Annotated in this window: 16 protein-coding genes; 10 read left to right on the forward strand and 6 right to left on the reverse strand. The window is 46.3% G+C overall.

What is annotated here, in order from left to right; genetic code table 11:
- Positions 1 to 29: 29 nt before the first annotated feature.
- Both ACLWNV_RS10465 and gstA read left to right on the forward strand, forming a co-directional pair.
- The gene (locus tag ACLWNV_RS10465; protein WP_413584355.1) at positions 30 to 302 is read left to right on the forward strand and encodes a hypothetical protein; all 273 of its coding nucleotides are present in this window, start codon (positions 30 to 32) and stop codon (positions 300 to 302) included.
- An 87-nt stretch (positions 303 to 389) separates the two neighbouring features.
- The gene (gene gstA, locus ACLWNV_RS10470; RefSeq protein WP_413584356.1) at positions 390 to 998 is read left to right on the forward strand and encodes a glutathione transferase GstA; all 609 of its coding nucleotides are present in this window, start codon (positions 390 to 392) and stop codon (positions 996 to 998) included.
- Between the two features lie 52 nt (positions 999 to 1050).
- Here gstA and ACLWNV_RS10475 read toward each other — a convergent pair whose 3' ends face one another.
- Positions 1051 to 1809, reverse strand: a complete 759-nt coding sequence (locus tag ACLWNV_RS10475) for a type 1 glutamine amidotransferase domain-containing protein (RefSeq protein ID WP_413584357.1) — start codon at positions 1807 to 1809, stop codon at positions 1051 to 1053.
- Between the two features lie 109 nt (positions 1810 to 1918).
- Between ACLWNV_RS10475 and ACLWNV_RS10480 the strand changes: the two genes are divergently transcribed.
- The gene (locus ACLWNV_RS10480; RefSeq protein ID WP_413584358.1) at positions 1919 to 2830 is read left to right on the forward strand and encodes a LysR family transcriptional regulator; all 912 of its coding nucleotides are present in this window, start codon (positions 1919 to 1921) and stop codon (positions 2828 to 2830) included.
- Positions 2831 to 2841: 11 nt separating this feature from the next.
- On the opposite strand, the gene ACLWNV_RS10485 is transcribed toward ACLWNV_RS10480, so the two are convergent.
- From ACLWNV_RS10485 to ACLWNV_RS10500, 4 genes are all read right to left on the reverse strand, one after another.
- On the reverse strand, positions 2842 to 5406 hold the full coding sequence (locus ACLWNV_RS10485) for a hypothetical protein (protein ID WP_413584359.1): 2565 nt from the start codon (positions 5404 to 5406) through the stop codon (positions 2842 to 2844).
- 172 nt (positions 5407 to 5578) lie between these two features.
- A complete protein-coding gene (locus ACLWNV_RS10490; protein WP_413584361.1) occupies positions 5579 to 6202 on the reverse strand; it encodes a hypothetical protein in 624 nt (207 codons plus the stop codon).
- Positions 6203 to 6335: 133 nt separating this feature from the next.
- A complete protein-coding gene (locus tag ACLWNV_RS10495) occupies positions 6336 to 6689 on the reverse strand; it encodes a hypothetical protein (protein WP_413584362.1) in 354 nt (117 codons plus the stop codon).
- Positions 6690 to 6837: 148 nt separating this feature from the next.
- Positions 6838 to 7797: a hydrogen peroxide-inducible genes activator gene (locus ACLWNV_RS10500; protein WP_413584363.1), complete on the reverse strand. Its 960-nt coding sequence runs from the start codon at positions 7795 to 7797 to the stop codon at positions 6838 to 6840.
- A gap of 166 nt (positions 7798 to 7963) precedes the next feature.
- Here ACLWNV_RS10500 and ahpC point away from each other — a divergent pair, with 166 nt between their 5' ends.
- The 3 genes from ahpC to ACLWNV_RS10515 all read left to right on the forward strand — a co-directional run bounded on the left by ahpC (position 7964) and on the right by ACLWNV_RS10515 (position 11107).
- Positions 7964 to 8530 (forward strand): alkyl hydroperoxide reductase subunit C, encoded by a 567-nt coding sequence (ahpC, locus tag ACLWNV_RS10505; RefSeq protein WP_413557305.1) that lies wholly within the window; start codon positions 7964 to 7966, stop codon positions 8528 to 8530.
- Positions 8531 to 8692: 162 nt separating this feature from the next.
- Entirely contained in the window at positions 8693 to 10267 is a 1575-nt protein-coding gene (gene ahpF / locus ACLWNV_RS10510) for an alkyl hydroperoxide reductase subunit F (protein ID WP_413584364.1), read from the forward strand.
- Positions 10268 to 10393: 126 nt separating this feature from the next.
- Entirely contained in the window at positions 10394 to 11107 is a 714-nt protein-coding gene (locus ACLWNV_RS10515) for a VC0807 family protein (protein ID WP_413584365.1), read from the forward strand.
- A gap of 37 nt (positions 11108 to 11144) precedes the next feature.
- On the opposite strand, the gene ACLWNV_RS10520 is transcribed toward ACLWNV_RS10515, so the two are convergent.
- Positions 11145 to 11861, reverse strand: a complete 717-nt coding sequence (locus ACLWNV_RS10520; protein ID WP_413584366.1) for a hypothetical protein — start codon at positions 11859 to 11861, stop codon at positions 11145 to 11147.
- Between the two features lie 109 nt (positions 11862 to 11970).
- Between ACLWNV_RS10520 and sohB the strand changes: the two genes are divergently transcribed.
- The 4 genes from sohB to ACLWNV_RS10540 are packed head-to-tail and all read left to right on the forward strand — an operon-like array spanning position 11971 to position 16945.
- The gene (gene sohB / locus ACLWNV_RS10525; RefSeq protein ID WP_413584368.1) at positions 11971 to 12990 is read left to right on the forward strand and encodes a protease SohB; all 1020 of its coding nucleotides are present in this window, start codon (positions 11971 to 11973) and stop codon (positions 12988 to 12990) included.
- 47 nt (positions 12991 to 13037) lie between these two features.
- Positions 13038 to 14726 (forward strand): peptide ABC transporter substrate-binding protein, encoded by a 1689-nt coding sequence (locus ACLWNV_RS10530; RefSeq protein WP_413584369.1) that lies wholly within the window; start codon positions 13038 to 13040, stop codon positions 14724 to 14726.
- 23 nt (positions 14727 to 14749) lie between these two features.
- A complete protein-coding gene (locus ACLWNV_RS10535; RefSeq protein ID WP_413584371.1) occupies positions 14750 to 15721 on the forward strand; it encodes an ABC transporter permease in 972 nt (323 codons plus the stop codon).
- A gap of 27 nt (positions 15722 to 15748) precedes the next feature.
- The gene (locus ACLWNV_RS10540; protein ID WP_413584372.1) at positions 15749 to 16945 is read left to right on the forward strand and encodes an ABC transporter permease; all 1197 of its coding nucleotides are present in this window, start codon (positions 15749 to 15751) and stop codon (positions 16943 to 16945) included.
- Positions 16946 to 16969 lie beyond the last annotated feature (24 nt).

Here is a 16969-nt window from a genome sequence, read left to right on the forward strand (position 1 = left end):
CCGGGATATTGCTGCCATAATATTCTTGCATGGACGAATTCCAACAACCACTCTCACCATTTGAAATGATGCAGGCCCTGGGCCTTGATTACAGTGTTGGTGCTCTGATCGGCGGCACACTGTTTGGAATCGTTGGCATCTATCTTTTTCGCAAAGGTCGTAAGGATGGCCACTCCCCCAACGTTTGGGTTGGCCTCGCCTTAATGCTTTACCCCCTCTTTGTAAGCAGCACTCTTTATACCTACGTTGTTGGCGCCTTATTGTGCGGTGTGGCCTACTATTATTGGCCATTAGAGTACTGAGAAATCTTCGCAGTTTTTAATGTCTTTACATCTGTATCAGTTATTGATACATTTAAGCCACTTTCCCCTAACAAAGGACATTAGGAAATGAATCTATTTTATTCTCCAGGCGCTTGTGCTCTAGCTTCTCAAATCGCTCTTCGTGAAGCGGGTTTGAACTTTGAACTTGTTAAAGTTGATCTTAAAGCCAAGGAGTACTCTGGCGGCGACTACAAAAAAATCAATCCAAAGGGTTACATCCCCGCTTTGCAACTGCCGAACGGTCATTTGATGACTGAAGGTGCAGTGATCCTGCAGTGGATCGCAGACCAGGTTCCTGAAAAAAACCTTCTGCCGAAGTTTGGAACAATGGAACGCTATAAAGCTATGGAGTGGTTGAACTTTATCGCGACGGAAATCCACAAAGGCCTGGGTTCTCTGTTCGGAGGCGCGGTAATGAACGAAGAAACAAAAGAGCAGATCAAAGGTAAAGTTCAGTTGCGTTTGGCTGTTTTGAACAACCACCTGGCGACATCGCCTTACATTTTGGGTGAGAACTTCTCTGTGGCTGATGCCTACGCTTACAACGTTCTTCGCTGGACTGGTTTGGTTGGCGTGGACACGACTCAACACGCGGCTTTGCAAAAGTTCATGACGGCTATGTCAGAGCGCCCGACAGTGAAAGAAGCTGTGGCAGCTGAAGGTATTCGTCTGTAATTAGTTATTTTAAAAAAGCAAAAAGCCCCAGGCTATCAACCTGGGGCTTTTTTTATTTGGATAACAACTCAACTAACTTAGTGGCCACACTGTGGGCCGATTGAGGATTCTGTCCCGTAATCAATCGTCCATCGACCACGACTTTATCCTCCCAGTTTTTTCCGCCTTCATAGATCCCACCACGTTCTTGCAATTTTGTTGCAAGAGGAAATGGCACCACCTTGGAAAGCCCCACCTCTTCCTCCTCAGCATTAGTAAATCCGTTTACTTTTTTTCCTTTGATCAAATACTCTCCATTGGAAAGTTTTATATCCACCAATGCAGCCGGACCGTGACAAACAGCAGAGACCACTCCACCGCTTTCGTAAATTCCAGCAGCAACACGACTTAACTCAGGATTGTTCGGAAAATCCCACATGGCTCCGTGGCCGCCCGCAAAATGAATAACCGTGTACTTGTTGGGATCTACATTCTTTAATGACAGAGTCCTGCCAATTTGTTTCATGACTGCTTTGTCGTGCAAAAAACGCTTGTTCAGTTCGTCTTTTTCATCACGACTTCCGGGATCCAAAGGAGCTGCTCCGCCTTTAGGACTGGCAAAATCAACAATGAATCCCGCGTTGATTAAAGGATAATAAACGTGGGTCACTTCTGACAAATACCATCCCGTGGGCTTTCCGGTAGTACCTAATTTATCGTGACTTGAGACGACAATCAGCGCTCTTTTTTGCTGGTCCTTGGTGGACTGAGCCAAGGTGACGGACGAAGCTAGCGAGAATCCCAGGAATAATGAACTGAATACCTTTAACATACATACCTCCAAGTAAGTTGCTACAACAACTACGTTGCCAGTTATCTATTTATAATTCCAATTCATTGTTTTCATATAAGCTATCTATTATACTCATATCAGAGGTGCTATGAAAAAACCGCTCGACCTGAATCTTTTGTCAGTAGCTGAAAGTCTCTACCGCACATTAAATGTGTCAAAGACCGCCCAGGAAATGAATGTGACTCAGTCTGCAATCAGTCACGGGCTGCACAAACTTAGGGATCATTTCGGTGATGCGCTGTTTGTTCGGGCGTCCAAGGGTATGACTCTTACTGAGACTGCACTACGACTTCGCCCGCAAATCATTAATTTGATGGCACAAGCCCGAGCACTTACCCAGGATCAGGAATCCTTTGATCCTTTAAAAGCAGATGCAAGAATCACTATTGCTGCTTCAGACTACATCGAAATACTAATGATTCCAGCCATTCTTAAAAGGCTAAAAAAAGAAGCCCCGAATCTGCAGGTCTCCATCCGCCCGACCCGAGGCGATTTTCCTAAAGAAGAATTGGAAGAGGGTACCTTCGACCTTGCGATTGCGGGTTTTTATAAGAATCTTCCAGAGGGGTTTTATGAAACCAAAGTCCTGGAGGACAGCTTCTCGACAGCCTATAGAAGAAAGCATCCTTTGATTAAAGGCGATCTTCAGATGCAGCAGTTTTATGATTTGGATCACGCCTTGATTACTTTGCAGGGGGATTTTAAAGACAATCTGGAAAAAAAGTTCGGGGATAAGAAATTAAAGCGCACTATCGTATTCGGCTCTTATAGTTTTACGGGAATGGCCTTTACTTTATCCGAGACGGATCTGGTTCTGACGGCTCCGACTCTTTTACTTAAGAAATACAAAGAGTACTTTCCTATTGAAATCCAGCCAACACCCCTTGCGATGGGCAACATTCAATTGCGGATGATCTGGCATTCCCGAACCCACAAAGACCCTTTGCGATTGTGGTTCAGGAATTTAATAAAGTCGGAGCTGGCGGCTCTTAGTAAGTAAGAGCCCTTCGTTTATTTTGTCTGGTTCAGGGACATGAACACCGCCATGTTGCGGATGTTAAAGTCACGGAAAGCACAGATGCGGTCCGAGTGGTTGAACGATTGCTGTTTTTGCGCATTCATGGACTTGTCATTCAGGTAGGCCACGAGCTTTTGATCATAAGATACATTCATACCTTTTAAATTCGTTGGAAGTGGTGTTTTCAAAACAACACCCTGACACAGCTCCTTCAAACCATTCTGATTATTGAAAGCCAACGCCTGCACACAAAGTTGCGCGCGCACGTTCTCGGCATCATCAAACTCACTTTGGGGCGCTGTTGCGATGTCCAGTTCGCTGCCATAGCGATCGGAATGCTTGAAGCCGTACCAGGTTCCAGAGATTAAGTTGCCCAGAGAGTACTTATGAAGGAACTTCATAACTTTTCTGATTGTAGGATTCTTATCTTTGGCAGTGGAAACCCAGTCTTGGGAACTGTCTTCCAAAGTGCGATCCAGACGCGCCACGAATCCGGTTTTTTCACCGTTTTGAATTTGCTTAAGATTTGCGATCGTACCGATCACATTGTCTTTCAAAAGACCATCTAAAGCCTCCAGATTTCCTTTGTTGATTCTTAAGGCCATATTTAAGTCAGTCTGTACGTTGGAAGGATTTCCGTTGTACATAGCAAGCATCTTATCAAGCATCGCCATACCGGAAGCCGAAAACAGATCTTCCTGGTACGGAGTGAAATCAACTTTGTTTTTCAAAAGCATGATGTAATCCTGATACACAAAGTTCACCATGCGATTTGCCAGGAAGCCTGAACGGGATTGCATCACGTTGAACTGTTCATATACCGTGGTCACCAGTTTTTCGTAAGCGTCTGCCGTTGCCTGAATACGTTCCTGGGACTCCGTCACACTGGCATTATTCGCCAGGGCATTCTTACCGATGACTTCCAGGTTTTCATAAGCTTTTAAAATTTTACTGATACGAACCTGCGTATCCAGAATTGTGGGAACGATGTTCGTGTTGCTGTTGTATGTGGCCAGACGGGATTTCTGTGCCTCTAAATATTGATTGATCGCTTTAAGACTGTCTTGAACAGTGTAATTGATATCGATCGTGGATTCATTCACCAATGCGGCTTTATCAACGATGTACCAACGATTGAAATACTCAATGGCAGAGACATTGGCTGTACGAATGATTTCCTGCATATTTTGACCGATAGTCTCAGTCAAAGCTACGGGATCATTAAAGCTTGGAATGTTCTCCATATTTGCGCGCAGCCATTCATCATAAGACATGATCGGCATGGCCTTACCAGATACCTGATCTGGAACCGGAATGCCCAATAGAGCAAACGGAATCTTCATGGAGTTCGTACTCATCAGGAAGAAGTTCATCGCATCATCATTGCGACCAAAACCCTGTGCGCCCACCATGGAACTTGTGGTCTGAATCAATAATTTTAATACGGCATTTTGCTTGGCCTGAAGATTCGGAAGTGTGCGGATTGTTGCCACGCTGGAGTTGAAATCCCCTAGCAAGGTTTTTACGCCTTTATAGAAGTCCACAACTTCCTGCTGAATCTTATTCTGGAAGGTCGCATCCGTGGGAAGCTTTGGATCCACACCGATCTGGATTTTTTGCAGCCATTTTGTGATATTTGGAACGTGCGTATTTAGAACATAATAGCCGACAAAGGGATTTCCCGCAGCCAGGTCAGAGTTCTTACTTTTCTGAACTTTTAGATCGTTCATACCTTTTTGGAAAAGTCTCATGCCGTCACGGGCCTGACAGTACGACTCACTGGTCACTTCCATCAAACACGCCATCGACGACATGAACTCCTGCTGGTTCAACTTTCTAAGAACAGCCGTGTACTTTCTTTCGCGGGTCAGATTCGTCAATTTGGAAACAGTCGTTGCAATCTGGCTCCCAGTCATATCCTGACCCGAAGAGGCAAACGAAGAGGCGATTTTAACTGCTGAACTGATCATGTTACCCAGGACTGCCTGATTGTCTCCGGTTAAACACTGATCCAATTGCGGTATGGAATCCACCACTTGATTTAACATCGAAAGACCGGTTTGCGTGCTTCGTTGCAAACGTGTTCCAAAGTCACCAAGGCTTTGTGCAGTTTGATTTGCAGCCGTCATATTTGCCTGGCTTTGATCAACCTGTGCGCCCAGTGTGGCGCTTTCAATAGAGCGATCCATCATCGTGCGCAGGATTTGTTGCTTCATATCCGGGGCACTGTTTAGAAATGTTCGAAGTGCATTGATTTCCTGAGGCAATTGGGACAGGCGGCTTACACGAGCCGGCGTATCAGAGGCTCCCCTGACTGTGTCTTCCAGTGTGGCAATCGCCGATTGCACTGAATTTCCAAGGGCCTTACAGTTGGGATCATCTTTTAATTGCAGAGTGACTTTACGCAGGTTCTGCGTGGCCGAAAGAGCTGACTGAGTCCACACCCCTTGAGAGGCACAAGCTCCACCAAACGAATAGGCAGAGGCAATGCCGCCTTCCTGGGCGTGAACAGCTGGGCTAAGACCTATTAATAACAGCACTGATGCGACCGTTTTCATAACGTGTACTCCACTGAAACATTATTCAGAGGGGTAGTTGCAAGCGCAGATCCAGCTTCAATTATGTTAATTTAGACCCTATAGATTTTATCTGTCTAAGGATTAGACAGCGTGACGGAATGAGCCCTGGGGCGTACTCTTACGGAGCACACCCGGCTTGCCTGATTTACATTTAGTTACGAGAGCGGTTGGATTCTTTTTTTAGGTACATTCTGAAAGGACCACCGCACACATTATCAGTGCCGTTGTCTCTAAGAACGATCACAGAAGAACTTTTTTTGCTTCTTTTATTTGATGTCGGAGCGGTCGCCACCGTCACTGTTTCCAATTGCAAAGTGTTGTTGCGAGGACCTTGAAGCATGCCGCCGTATTCGTTCACCAAACGAGTTTGGTTTAATGTGATGCCGCCTGAATTGGTCGAATAAGAACCTTCAGCAATCATGTGACAGTTCTGTCTGCAGCGGTAATCAACGCTGATGATTTCCTGATTATATGAACCATTGCGCTTTAAAGAGAAGCTGATTGCCACATCCTGCATACGCTCCGTCGCAACTTCGTTATCACAACGAATAGTAGCATCGTAGTTGCCTGGCTGAATGCCGCCTTGATTTACATTAGGATTTCCGGGCTGACCGCCTGGATATTGACCGGGATATTGACCCTGATCATAGGGACCGATGACTGTAGGCTGCGGATAAACGCCGTTATTACCACCGTGACCACCAGAATTGGAATCACAACCAACAACTGCTAACGCCACGATCATTACTGTAAGAACCGATTTTACCGTATTCATAGTCCACTCCGACAAATAGTTAGAGAAACAACACGGCTCCCTTATATCATAAAAAGCAAAAGACCCCAGAGTCGCCCCTGAGGTCCATGCAAGACTTACTTGTATGTTAAAACTTTAGACAATGCTTCGGGTACTACCAGCCCGTTTGCTGGCAATAGTTCGTTCTGATCATATAGTTCACATCGTGGACTTCGACATTTAGCCCCACGTTGTTGGTTTGAACATAAACCAGAGTTTTGCGATCCGCGGATTTAAAAAGCTTGTTATGCTCGTCCGAATTCTGCCAGTCATACTTCACGGCTTTAGAAACCAGAATTTCACCACCGCCAGAAACAGTCATCGTCAATCCATCCTTGCAGTCTTGAACCAGGGTCACAGTTTGCGCATTCGACAAGTCACGGCTTACAACCGGACAACGATACGAAGCCGCAGCAAAAGAAGTTGAAGTTGCAAATAAGGCCACCATCATCAATCCGATTGCTTTCACCAAAATCTCCTTGTTAAAAATAAACTCGACAAGAATATGGTGAGTGAACTTCCCATCGGACGCCACCCCTACCGCACCGCCACACCCAACATTTCAACAAAGAAATGCCAAAGGGTGGCTGGCGCCTTTCGGGAACGCGCTGCGGTACTTAGGTGATTGGAAGGACGTCGAGGTCTTTGGGTTTTATTTTTCTAAGGTCCTCGGGGATGGCTTTCATGATGGCCTCGCCTAGGGCTTCGACTAGTTCTGATTTGTAGTGTTCGCGGCGGCAGACGAGTCCGATTTCCCGCGCCGGGATCGGACGCTCGAATTGTACTACTTGGCTGCGCTCCCCGATGGTGTGAGTTGCGAGCTGTGGCAACAGAGTGTAGCCGCCGTACAGGTCCACCAGGTTTTTTAGAGTTTCCAAGGAGCCGCTTTCGAATTTGTATTTGCGCTCGATGCCTTTTTTCTTTTTCACCGAGCATAGATCCAGGACTTGGTTGCGCAAGCAGTGGCCTTCTTCCAAAAGCCAGATGTCATCCATAGCCAGGGACTGATATTTGATTTTCTTTTGTTGAGCATAGTCGTGGTTCTTATCGCACAGAACATAGAACGGCTCGTAGTACAGTGGGTATTCAAACATCGTGGATACTTCTGTCGGAGTGGCTAGCACTCCCACATCGATTTCATCTTTATTCAAAGCTTCGATGATATGATCCGTTTGCATTTCTTTGATATTCAATTCCAAATCCGGAAGCGTTTCCAGACACACAGGCAATAAGCGAGGCAAAAGATACGGCGCCACTGTCGGAATCACTCCCACAGTAAGAATCCCTTTGCGAGAACCCTTGGTGCCTTCCAAAAGAATTGATTCAATTTTGCGCGCCTCAAACAGAACCGTCTGCATCTGAGAAATAAGTTTCTTGCCTGAATCAGTCAGTAAAATTGGCTTTTTGGTGCGATCAAATATGACGACACCCAGCTCGTCTTCAAGCTTTTGGATCTGCATACTTAGGGTGGGCTGAGTCACAAAACAAGCCTCTGCGGCCTTGGCAAAGTGTCCATACTTATGGACAGCCATAACATATTCCAGCTGCGTCAAAGAAAAGTTCACCTTTAATTTCACTATAAACCCCTTATCTATAAAGGATTCTAGGTTAATAGAGAAAATCTATCAAGGTATATTTATAATCTATTTTACTATATTCCTCAGATCCCCTAGTCTAACCAAGTAGCAAGTTATTGATCCATAAGGATCCCCTACACAAACATCATTATTCTGAGGAGAATAAATGCAAACTATCATCAACACGCAAGTGCCTGATTTCAAAGTGCAAGCTTACCACAACAACGGTTTCAAAACTGTTTCTAAAAACGACCTTAAAGGCAAATGGGCTATCTTCTTCTTCTACCCAGCTGACTTTACATTCGTTTGCCCAACTGAATTGGGTGACATGGCTGACAAATACGCTGATTTCCAAAAATTGGGCGTAGAAGTTTACGGCGTTTCTACAGACACTCATTTCACGCACAAAGCATGGCATGATGCTTCTGAGACAATCAAAAAAATCAAATACCCAATGTTGGCAGACCCTACATTCCAATTGACTCGCGCATTCGGCGTTCACATTGAAGAAGAAGGTTTGGCTTACCGTGGTACTTTCCTGGTTAACCCGGAAGGCAAAATCGTTCTTGCGGAAGTTCAAGACAATGGTATCGGCCGTAACGCTGATGAGTTGTACCGCAAAACTCAAGCTGCTCAATACATCGCTGCGAACCCAGGCGAAGTTTGCCCAGCTAAATGGACTCCAGGTAAATCTACTTTGAAACCTGGTTTGGATCTTGTTGGTAAAATCTAACTCCGAAGCTCAGGCTTAGGATTTAAAGTTTATTGAACGTTTCTGAATGTTGGTGCGGCAGGCTCTCTCCTCCGCACCGACTCTCCCTGTCGACGATTTTAAAGGTACTATTCAGAATTTGGATGGCAGCTTTAAAGTCGTTTTTTATTAAGGAGGTTACGCATGTTAGAACAATCACTCCGCGAACAGCTTGTTTCTGTTTTTGGCAAACTGGAAAAACCAGTAGAGCTTGTCATTGCCAACAGCACCCATGAAGACCACAAAGACCTTCTTGAGATGTTAAAAGATGTGGCTGACACGTCTCCCAACATCACGTTGACGGAAGACTCAAACAATCACTCCCCGGTTCCGGCGTTTCATATTGCTTACCAGGGAAAACCCACAGGGATTTCTTTTAAAGGCATTCCTGGCGGTCACGAATTTACGTCACTGATTCTTGCGATTCTAAATACAGATGGCAAAGGCAAGCTATTGGATAGCTTACTTGTAGACCGCGTTCGTCGTTTGAATAAAGGCATCACTGTACAGACTTTCATGTCTTTGACTTGTGAAAATTGTCCAGAGGTGGTGCAGGCTTTGAATCTGATCACGCTCGCTCATGGAAACATGAAGCATGAAGTGATCGATGGCGGTTATGTTCAGGATGAAGTTCAAAAACTGGGTATCCAGGGCGTTCCAAGTCTTGCTGGTAACGGCAAGATGTTTCACTCCGGTCGTATTTCCGTTTTGGATTTGATCGAAAAGCTTGAAAAAACTTTCGGTGTTGATGCCAACGCGTCTGCTGAACCTTCGGAGCCGGCGAATAAAAACCTGGGCCATTTTGATGTTCTGGTTATCGGTGGCGGTCCTGCGGGCGCTTCGGCAGCGATCTATTCAGTTCGCAAAGGTTTAAGCACGGCTTTGATCACAGAAAAAATCGGTGGTCAGGTGCAGGAAACCAAAGGCATTGAAAACCTGATTGGTGTGACTTACACCGAAGGTCCTCAATTGGCGGCACAGCTGAATCAACACGTGGCCAGCTATCCTGTTCGCGTTTTGGAGAATCGCCGTGTGAAAACCATCAAAACTGAAGGCAAGATCAAAACGATCGAGCTTGAAAGTGGCGAACACATGGTTGCTGACTCTATTATCGTCACTACCGGTGCGAAATGGCGCGAGCTGGGTGTTGAAGGTGAAAAAGAATACATGGGCCGCGGTGTCGCGTACTGCCCTCACTGTGATGGACCATTCTATAAGGGTAAAAAAGTTGCAGTTATCGGCGGAGGAAACTCTGGCGTGGAAGCGGCTATTGACCTGGCTGGCATCGTTCGTGAAGTTGTTGTGATCGAATACAACAACGAATTGAAAGCGGACCGCATTCTGGTCGACAAACTTAAATCCTTGCCGAATGTTTCTGTAATCACAGGGGCAAAAACGGAGAAAGTTTTAGGCGACGGCCAAAAAGTTCATCAGCTTGAGTACACGGATCGCACCTCTAACAAACTGGAAAAACTGGATTTGGATGGGGTCTTTGTGCAAATCGGTCTGGTTCCTAACAGCCAATTCCTAAAAGGCACCGTGGAACTGACTAAGTTTGGTGAGATCATTACGGACGAAAAATGCCGCACGAATGTGAAAGGTATTTACGCTGCTGGTGACGTCACTACGACTCCGTACAAGCAGATCGTGATTGCTATGGGCGAGGGTGCGAAAGCGGCCTTGGCGGCATTCGAAGATCGCATGTACGATCACGCCTAAAAAAACATCAATCCGAGCTAATCTATTGCACTGCGGAAGTACAATCTTTCGCGGTGCACCCCCAAAAGGTACGGCGTACCTTTTGGGATTTGCATTTTCTGATGAAGGCGACAAAGATAGACTCCGATGACTGACACCAAAGCACAAACAAAACCTGAAAACTCGTGGCTTAATTTAATCTTCAATATCCTGTTGCCAGTTTTAATTCTGAACAAACTGACAAAGCATATTGGGCCCGGCTATGCGTTGATTTTGGCTTTGGCGTTTCCGCTGATTTACGGAATCTATGATCTGATCAAGCGCCGTAAAGTAAATGCTTTTTCCATTTTAGGTTTGCTAAACGTTGGATTGACTGGTGGGTTGGCTTTCGTTGGCATTCATGGATTCTGGTTCGCGGTTAAAGAAGCTGCCTTCCCTGCCCTGGTTGGTATCTTCGTGTTTGGCTCGGCCTACACAAAAAAACCATTTATCGAAAGCCTGTTCTTAAATCCCAACGTGATGAAAGTGGATTTGCTTGAGCAGAAACTGGCCGAGCACGGTAAGAAAACCGAATTCCACGAGCACATGAGAAAATCCACCATGTTGCTTTCATTGTCGTTCGCACTCAGTGCCATTTTGAATTTCGTTTTGGCCAGATCCATCTTTCTGGATATCGATACGTCGTTAACAGCCGAAGCTCAATCCGTGATCTTAAATGAGCAAATCGCCAAGATGACCACTTGGTCCATGGCGATCATTATGGTTCCTTCCATGATCTTCCTGATGGGTATCTTTTGGTACCTGATGAACGGAGTAAAGAAACACTCCGGCCTGACAACCGAAGAATTGATGAATTCCTAAATCGACGCAGCGCCCTCCAAAAAGGGAACTGTTACGTTTAGAAGTCGCCGTCGAAATTTCCTGGTGGAGGTGGTGGCGGCGGAATGAATTCCGAACCGTTACTGAAGTTGCCATCGAAATCCGGCACCATGGGTGGCGGAGGTGGCGGTGGCACGTCGCCGAAGTCTTCGGGCTGAATGTTTGGAGCTGGCACGTAGCCATCGCTAAAGTCGTCAAACGTCGGTGGCGGAGGGAACGAGGAATTCCCGCCAAAGCTGCTACCACGACCCGAACCAGTTCCAGACGCCGCACTCTTCGTTCCAAAGTTACGCTTTGCAAAATCAAAACGCGGACGTTCTTCATCCAAACCCAGTTCTTGCGCTAGCGTTGGTAAACCTTTCGCTTCGCGGTCTAACTTTTCCATCTTGTGGGCGCGCGCGCTGTACTCGTCTCGAGCTTGATTGTAGGCCTTCTCTTCGGCTTTTTTCTCTCGCTCCCAGGCTTTGTATTCTGCGGAGTTTTCGTCACGGACTGCGACGGCTTTAGGTTTGTTACGAATATAGGCCGCACGATCACGGTCCTTTTCGCTCAACCACTGCTCTTCCTCTTCCATATAGGCTTGCTTGGAACCTTCACGGGCCTCATCGAAGCGCTCCAAGCGCTTTTGATGCTCAGCAAAACCGCGCAAGCGAGTTTCCTCGGCATCCGTTGCGTGAGCAAGCGTCGCCGACAAAGTAAGAGATAAAATAAGAAGAAGGCTGCGAGGAGGATTCATTCTTGACCCAGTCTATCAGGACGCTTCCTTTTTTTTGAGCAAACAAAAAAAGATGCTCGACCTTTGTCCAATAACTTAATAACGTAGGCCCTTGCATCAAGGAGTCACCATGGACGCAATGCAGAGCATCGGAATCTTCGCAGCACAGACCTTTCTAATCCTCTTTGCTATTTTGGCAGTCATCATTGTCATTGCAATCCTTGCCGCCAAAGCCGGCCACAAAACAGAAGTTGAAGTGGAACTTTTGCATAAGAAATACAAGGGCTTCCGCAATCTCCTTAAAGCGCACACGGTTTCTAAATCCGAGCGCAAGGAACTTAAGAAAAAACTTAAAGAAGAACGTAAAGCTCACGACTCAAAGGCGCAAGGACACGAGAAAAAGATCTTCGTGGTCGATTTTGAAGGCGACGTGAAAGCCTCTGCTGTAGAAAATCTGCGTGAAGAGATCACGGCAGTTCTTACGATCGCAACTCCGCAGGATGAAGTGGTTGTTCGCGTGGAAAGCCCGGGCGGCGTGGTTCACGGTTACGGCCTGGCGGCTTCTCAGCTCCTGCGCGTTCGTGAAAAAAACATTCCTTTGACCGTGTGCGTAGATAAAGTGGCTGCTTCCGGCGGTTACTTGATGTCTGTGACAGCGAACAAAATTCTGTGCGCGCCTTTTGCTATCGTCGGCTCCATCGGCGTGGTTGCACAGATTCCGAACCTGCACCGTGCCCTTAAAAAACACGACGTGGACTTTAAAGAATACACTGCTGGCGAATACAAACGCACCGTAAGCCTGCTGGGCGAGATCACTCCAAAGGGTGAGGAAAAATTCAAACAGCAACTTGAAGACACTCATGTGTTGTTTAAGGGCTTTGTTTCCAAATTCCGTCCAAATTTGAATCTGGAAGAAGTTGCCACGGGTGAATACTGGTACGGCGAACAGGCGATCACGAAAGGTCTGGTGGATGAAATTCGCACGAGCGATGACTACCTGATGACTTTGGCTGACAAGCACCAGGTTCTTAAAATTAAGTTCGAACAGAAACAATCCATCAGCGACAAGCTCACGGGTGTTTTGGGGAAAGCCATGAAAAAAGGCGCCCTGTCGATCGTCGAAGAGTTGGAAACACGTCGCTTCTTGTAAGCGACCTCCGCTCCCCCACTGTTTTTGAAATCAACAAGGAGAAACGAATGTTGAATAAACTTGCAAAAGGATTGTTGCTAGGAGCGGCCTTGGGACTTTGTGCTCAAGCTTCAGCGGCTCCGTCGAATGCCGAACTTAAAATCGGTATCTCTCAGGAATTTGAAACCCTGAACCCGATCATCATGTCCATGTCAGCTTCTGCTTACATGTACCGCATGGTAGGTCGTTCCCTGGTGAACCTGACTCCTGACGGAAAATGGGTTCCACAATTGGCGAAAGAAATTCCTTCCCTTGAAAAAGGCACAGCTAAAATTATCGAAGAAGGCGGCAAAAAGAAAATCGTCGCTAACTGGGAAATCATCGATGGCGCTAAATGGGGCGACGGCAAACCGGTTATTTGCGCAGACTTCATCGCTTCTCAAAAGATCGCAACTTCTCCGAATGTAGCAGTTGGTGAAAAAGAGCAATGGACTCAGGTTGAGAAAATCGACATTGATCCAAAAAATCCAAAAAAATGTTCGTTCAAATACGACAAAGCCATCTGGAGCTTCTATCAATTGGCTCAGTTCTTCCCAGTGCCAGCGCACCTGGAACTTCCGGTATTTGAAAAACACAGCAAAGCTAAAGAAGGTTACGAAAAGAACTCTAACTATGTTCGTAATCCCACCAACCCAGGTCTTTACAGCGGTCCATATGTGATCACTGAAGTTAAACTGGGTTCTCACGTGGCGTTTGCACCAAATCCACATTTCTATGGCAAAAAACCTGCAATCCAAAAAGTAATCGTTAAGTTGATTGCAAGTACTGGAACAATGGAAGCAAATCTTCGTTCCGGCACGATCGACATGGTTTCTGTTCTGGGTATGGACTTTGACCAGGCTTTGGCTTTCGAGAAAAAAGTAAAAGCAGAAAACCTGCCTTTCGCTGTGACGTTTGTTCCTTCTGTAACTTACGAACACATAGATTTGAACCTGGACAACCCGATCTTGAAGGATGTTCGAGTTCGTAAAGCTCTTCTAAACTCCATCAACCGCGATGACCTGGTAAAAGCTCTGTTCGAGGGCCGCCAGGAAGTGGCTGTTCACAACATCTCTCCTAAAGATCCTTGGTTCACTAAAGATCCTAAAGTTGTGACTTTGTATCCGTACTCCAAGCGCACTGCTGGTAAACTTTTGGATGAAGCTGGCTGGAAAATGGGTGCTGATGGCTTCCGTTCCAAAGACGGCAAACGCCTTTCTTTGACGTTCCAAACAACTGCGGGCAACAAAACTCGTGAGTTGGTTCAGGTTTACCTGCAAAACCAATGGAAACAAAACGGTATCGAAGTTCTGGTTAAGAACCAGCCGGCCCGCGTTTTCTTTGGCGACACAATGTCTAAACGTAAGTTTGAGGGCTTGGCATTGTTTGCCTGGGTTTCTTCTCCGGAAAACTCCCCGCGCTCGACTTTGTCATCTAAAGCAATTCCATCCGACAAAAACGGCTGGTCTGGCCAAAACTATATGGGCTGGGTAAATCCACAGGTTGATAAAGACCTGGATGCTTTGGATCTGGAGTTTGATGCGAAAAAACGCACGGCTTTGGTTCACGATATTTTGAAACAGTACACTTCGGACGTACCAGTGCTTCCTTTGTACTACCGCTCTGACATTTCCATCGTTCCTAAAAATCTTAAGAACTATAAAATGTCCGGCCACCAATTCTACGAAACTAACTATATCGAAGATTGGTCTTTGTAATTCGTTTTTAAGAGAGGCTACCCATGACTACATTTATCACTCGTCGCATTTTGCAAACACTCGCTGTGATAGTCGTTCTATCCTACGTGGTTTTTGTTCTTATGAGCCTAATGCCCGGCGATCCGGTGGACATGATGGTGGCCTCCAATCCTAAAATCACAGCTGAGGACGTGGCCCGTCTGAAGTCATTGTATGGTTTGGATCAACCAATTTACAAACGCTATGGCAACTGGATCGCGTCCCTGGTGACTGGCGATTTGGGCTATAGCCGTACTTACCGTGTGCCCGTTCAGGAATTGATGGGCCCCCGTTTGTGGAACACCTTCATCCTATCTGCAGCATCTTTGACTTTGTCAATTTTGATTGCGGTTCCACTGGGTGTGGTTTCAGCTTTGAAACCGAACTCAAAAACAGATTACTTTATGAATCTGTTTTCTTTTGCCGGCATTTCCATTCCTTCGTTCTGGCTGGCTATCGTTTTAATTATTATTTTCGCGGTTAAATTCCCAATCTTCCCGGCTGGGGGGACGCAAACCATCGGGGTCGAAAACATGGGCTTTTGGGCCGAGGTGATGGACCGCGCGAAGTACCTGGTATTGCCAGTGCTATCTTTGTCGATCCAACAAATCGGACGATTCTCCCGCTTTACCCGTTCAGCGATGAGCGAAGCTATGCGCAATGATTTCATCCGCACAGCACGCGCGAAAGGCTTGAACAATAAAACTGTGATCTGGAAGCATGCGTTCCGCAATGCTTTGATTCCATTGATCACGATCCTGGCGTTAAGCATTTCCACTTTGTTCTCGGGCGCATTGTTGACTGAGACAGTATTTGCTTACCAAGGTGTCGGTAAACTGGTTTACGACTCTATCATTGGTAATGACTATAATGTTGCGATGATTTCATTCGTGATTTCCGTAAGCATGGTTCTGTTGATGAACCTGGTTGCCGATATCGCTTATGGCTTTGCAGATCCACGTATCGCATACAAGTAGGTCGAGATGTCAGGAAGTGAATTAACTATGAATACTGTGAACGTATCTACAGCATTGACCGACAAAGACCGCGCCGAAATCGACAAGGCCATGCCGATGTGGAAAATGGTATGGCGTCAATTTAAACGCCATACTTTGGCGGTGGCAGGGGCCATCGTCATTGCTTTCTTTATGTTGATTGCGGTTTTCGCAAATCAAATCGAGCAAATCACCGGACTTGATCCCGACGCACAAAACGTTGCGAACCGCTATATGGCACCTTTCACGGCGACTCAAGCGGGTCCCGATGTGCGCGAAACTGAAATTGAAAAGTTCATCAATGCAAACCCGGAAGCCGCTGATAAAATTCAAAAAGCTTTGGTGGAAAAAGGTCTTGTTTCGGTTCCGGAAATTGATGCGATCTATGAAGTTGGCGCAAAAGAAGTTCCGGAAGCGATCAGTATCTTTAAGTCCCTGGCAATTCCAGAGACCAAAGAACTGGTAAAAGAATTCAATAGTTTTAAAACTTTCCATTTATTCGGTACCGACGAATTGGGTCGTGATGTTTTCATCCGTCTGGTTTATGGAACGCGTGTTTCCATGGGTGTGGGTGTTCTGGTAGCCATCGCATCTGCATTGATCGGTCTATTGATCGGAAGTCTTGCGGGGTATTATGGCGGCTGGATCGACACAGTTCTAATGCGTGTGACGGATTCTTTGTTAAGTTTGCCGACTATTCCGGTTTTGATCGTGATGGCAGCCATCGACTTTACCAAGCTTCCGGTTTTAAATGCCATCGTCAGTACTCAGAACGAGTCCGTCTTTAAGATGGTGATCATTCTGTGCCTGTTCTCGTGGATGACTGTTGCACGTTTGGTTCGCGGAAATATTCTGTCTCTGCGCGAGCGCGAGTTTATTTTGGCAGCAAGAACCATTGGTGCCAAAGACAGCTCGATCATCGTTCGCCATATGTTCCCGAACGTGATCGCACCGATTCTGGTTTCCATCACTTTGGGTGTTGGTGAATCCATTTTGTTTGAAGCTGCTTTGTCGTTCTTGGGTCTGGGGATCATGCCTCCAACACCAAGCTGGGGTAACATGCTAAACAATGCCCAGGAATTGATTTACCAGGCTCCGTTCCTGGCGATCCTTCCGGGTATCCTGATTTTAATGACCACGATTAGTTTCAATTATCTGGGCGACGGTCTTCAAGACGCTCTTGATCCAAATTCAGTTCGTCGCTAATTCAAAAAGCCCCGCGAGTCGGGG

It is taken from the genome of Bdellovibrio sp. HCB274, from assembly GCF_047306075.1.
In the GTDB taxonomy this organism is placed as follows: Bacteria; Bdellovibrionota; Bdellovibrionia; order Bdellovibrionales; family Bdellovibrionaceae; genus Bdellovibrio.

Excerpts from the sequence above, each read along its gene's own strand:
- ACLWNV_RS10465 (WP_413584355.1), top strand. The coding sequence starts at position 30 with ATGGACGAATTCCAACAACCACTCTCACCATTTGAAATGATGCAGGCC.
- gstA (WP_413584356.1), top strand. The coding sequence starts at position 390 with ATGAATCTATTTTATTCTCCAGGCGCTTGTGCTCTAGCTTCTCAAATC.
- ACLWNV_RS10475 (WP_413584357.1), bottom strand. The coding sequence starts at position 1,809 with ATGTTAAAGGTATTCAGTTCATTATTCCTGGGATTCTCGCTAGCTTCG.
- ACLWNV_RS10480 (WP_413584358.1), top strand. The coding sequence starts at position 1,919 with ATGAAAAAACCGCTCGACCTGAATCTTTTGTCAGTAGCTGAAAGTCTC.
- ACLWNV_RS10485 (WP_413584359.1), bottom strand. The coding sequence starts at position 5,406 with ATGAAAACGGTCGCATCAGTGCTGTTATTAATAGGTCTTAGCCCAGCT.
- ACLWNV_RS10490 (WP_413584361.1), bottom strand. The coding sequence starts at position 6,202 with ATGAATACGGTAAAATCGGTTCTTACAGTAATGATCGTGGCGTTAGCA.
- ahpC (WP_413557305.1), top strand. The coding sequence starts at position 7,964 with ATGCAAACTATCATCAACACGCAAGTGCCTGATTTCAAAGTGCAAGCT.
- ahpF (WP_413584364.1), top strand. The coding sequence starts at position 8,693 with ATGTTAGAACAATCACTCCGCGAACAGCTTGTTTCTGTTTTTGGCAAA.
- ACLWNV_RS10515 (WP_413584365.1), top strand. The coding sequence starts at position 10,394 with ATGACTGACACCAAAGCACAAACAAAACCTGAAAACTCGTGGCTTAAT.
- ACLWNV_RS10520 (WP_413584366.1), bottom strand. The coding sequence starts at position 11,861 with ATGAATCCTCCTCGCAGCCTTCTTCTTATTTTATCTCTTACTTTGTCG.
- sohB (WP_413584368.1), top strand. The coding sequence starts at position 11,971 with ATGGACGCAATGCAGAGCATCGGAATCTTCGCAGCACAGACCTTTCTA.
- ACLWNV_RS10530 (WP_413584369.1), top strand. The coding sequence starts at position 13,038 with ATGTTGAATAAACTTGCAAAAGGATTGTTGCTAGGAGCGGCCTTGGGA.
- ACLWNV_RS10535 (WP_413584371.1), top strand. The coding sequence starts at position 14,750 with ATGACTACATTTATCACTCGTCGCATTTTGCAAACACTCGCTGTGATA.
- ACLWNV_RS10540 (WP_413584372.1), top strand. The coding sequence starts at position 15,749 with ATGAATACTGTGAACGTATCTACAGCATTGACCGACAAAGACCGCGCC.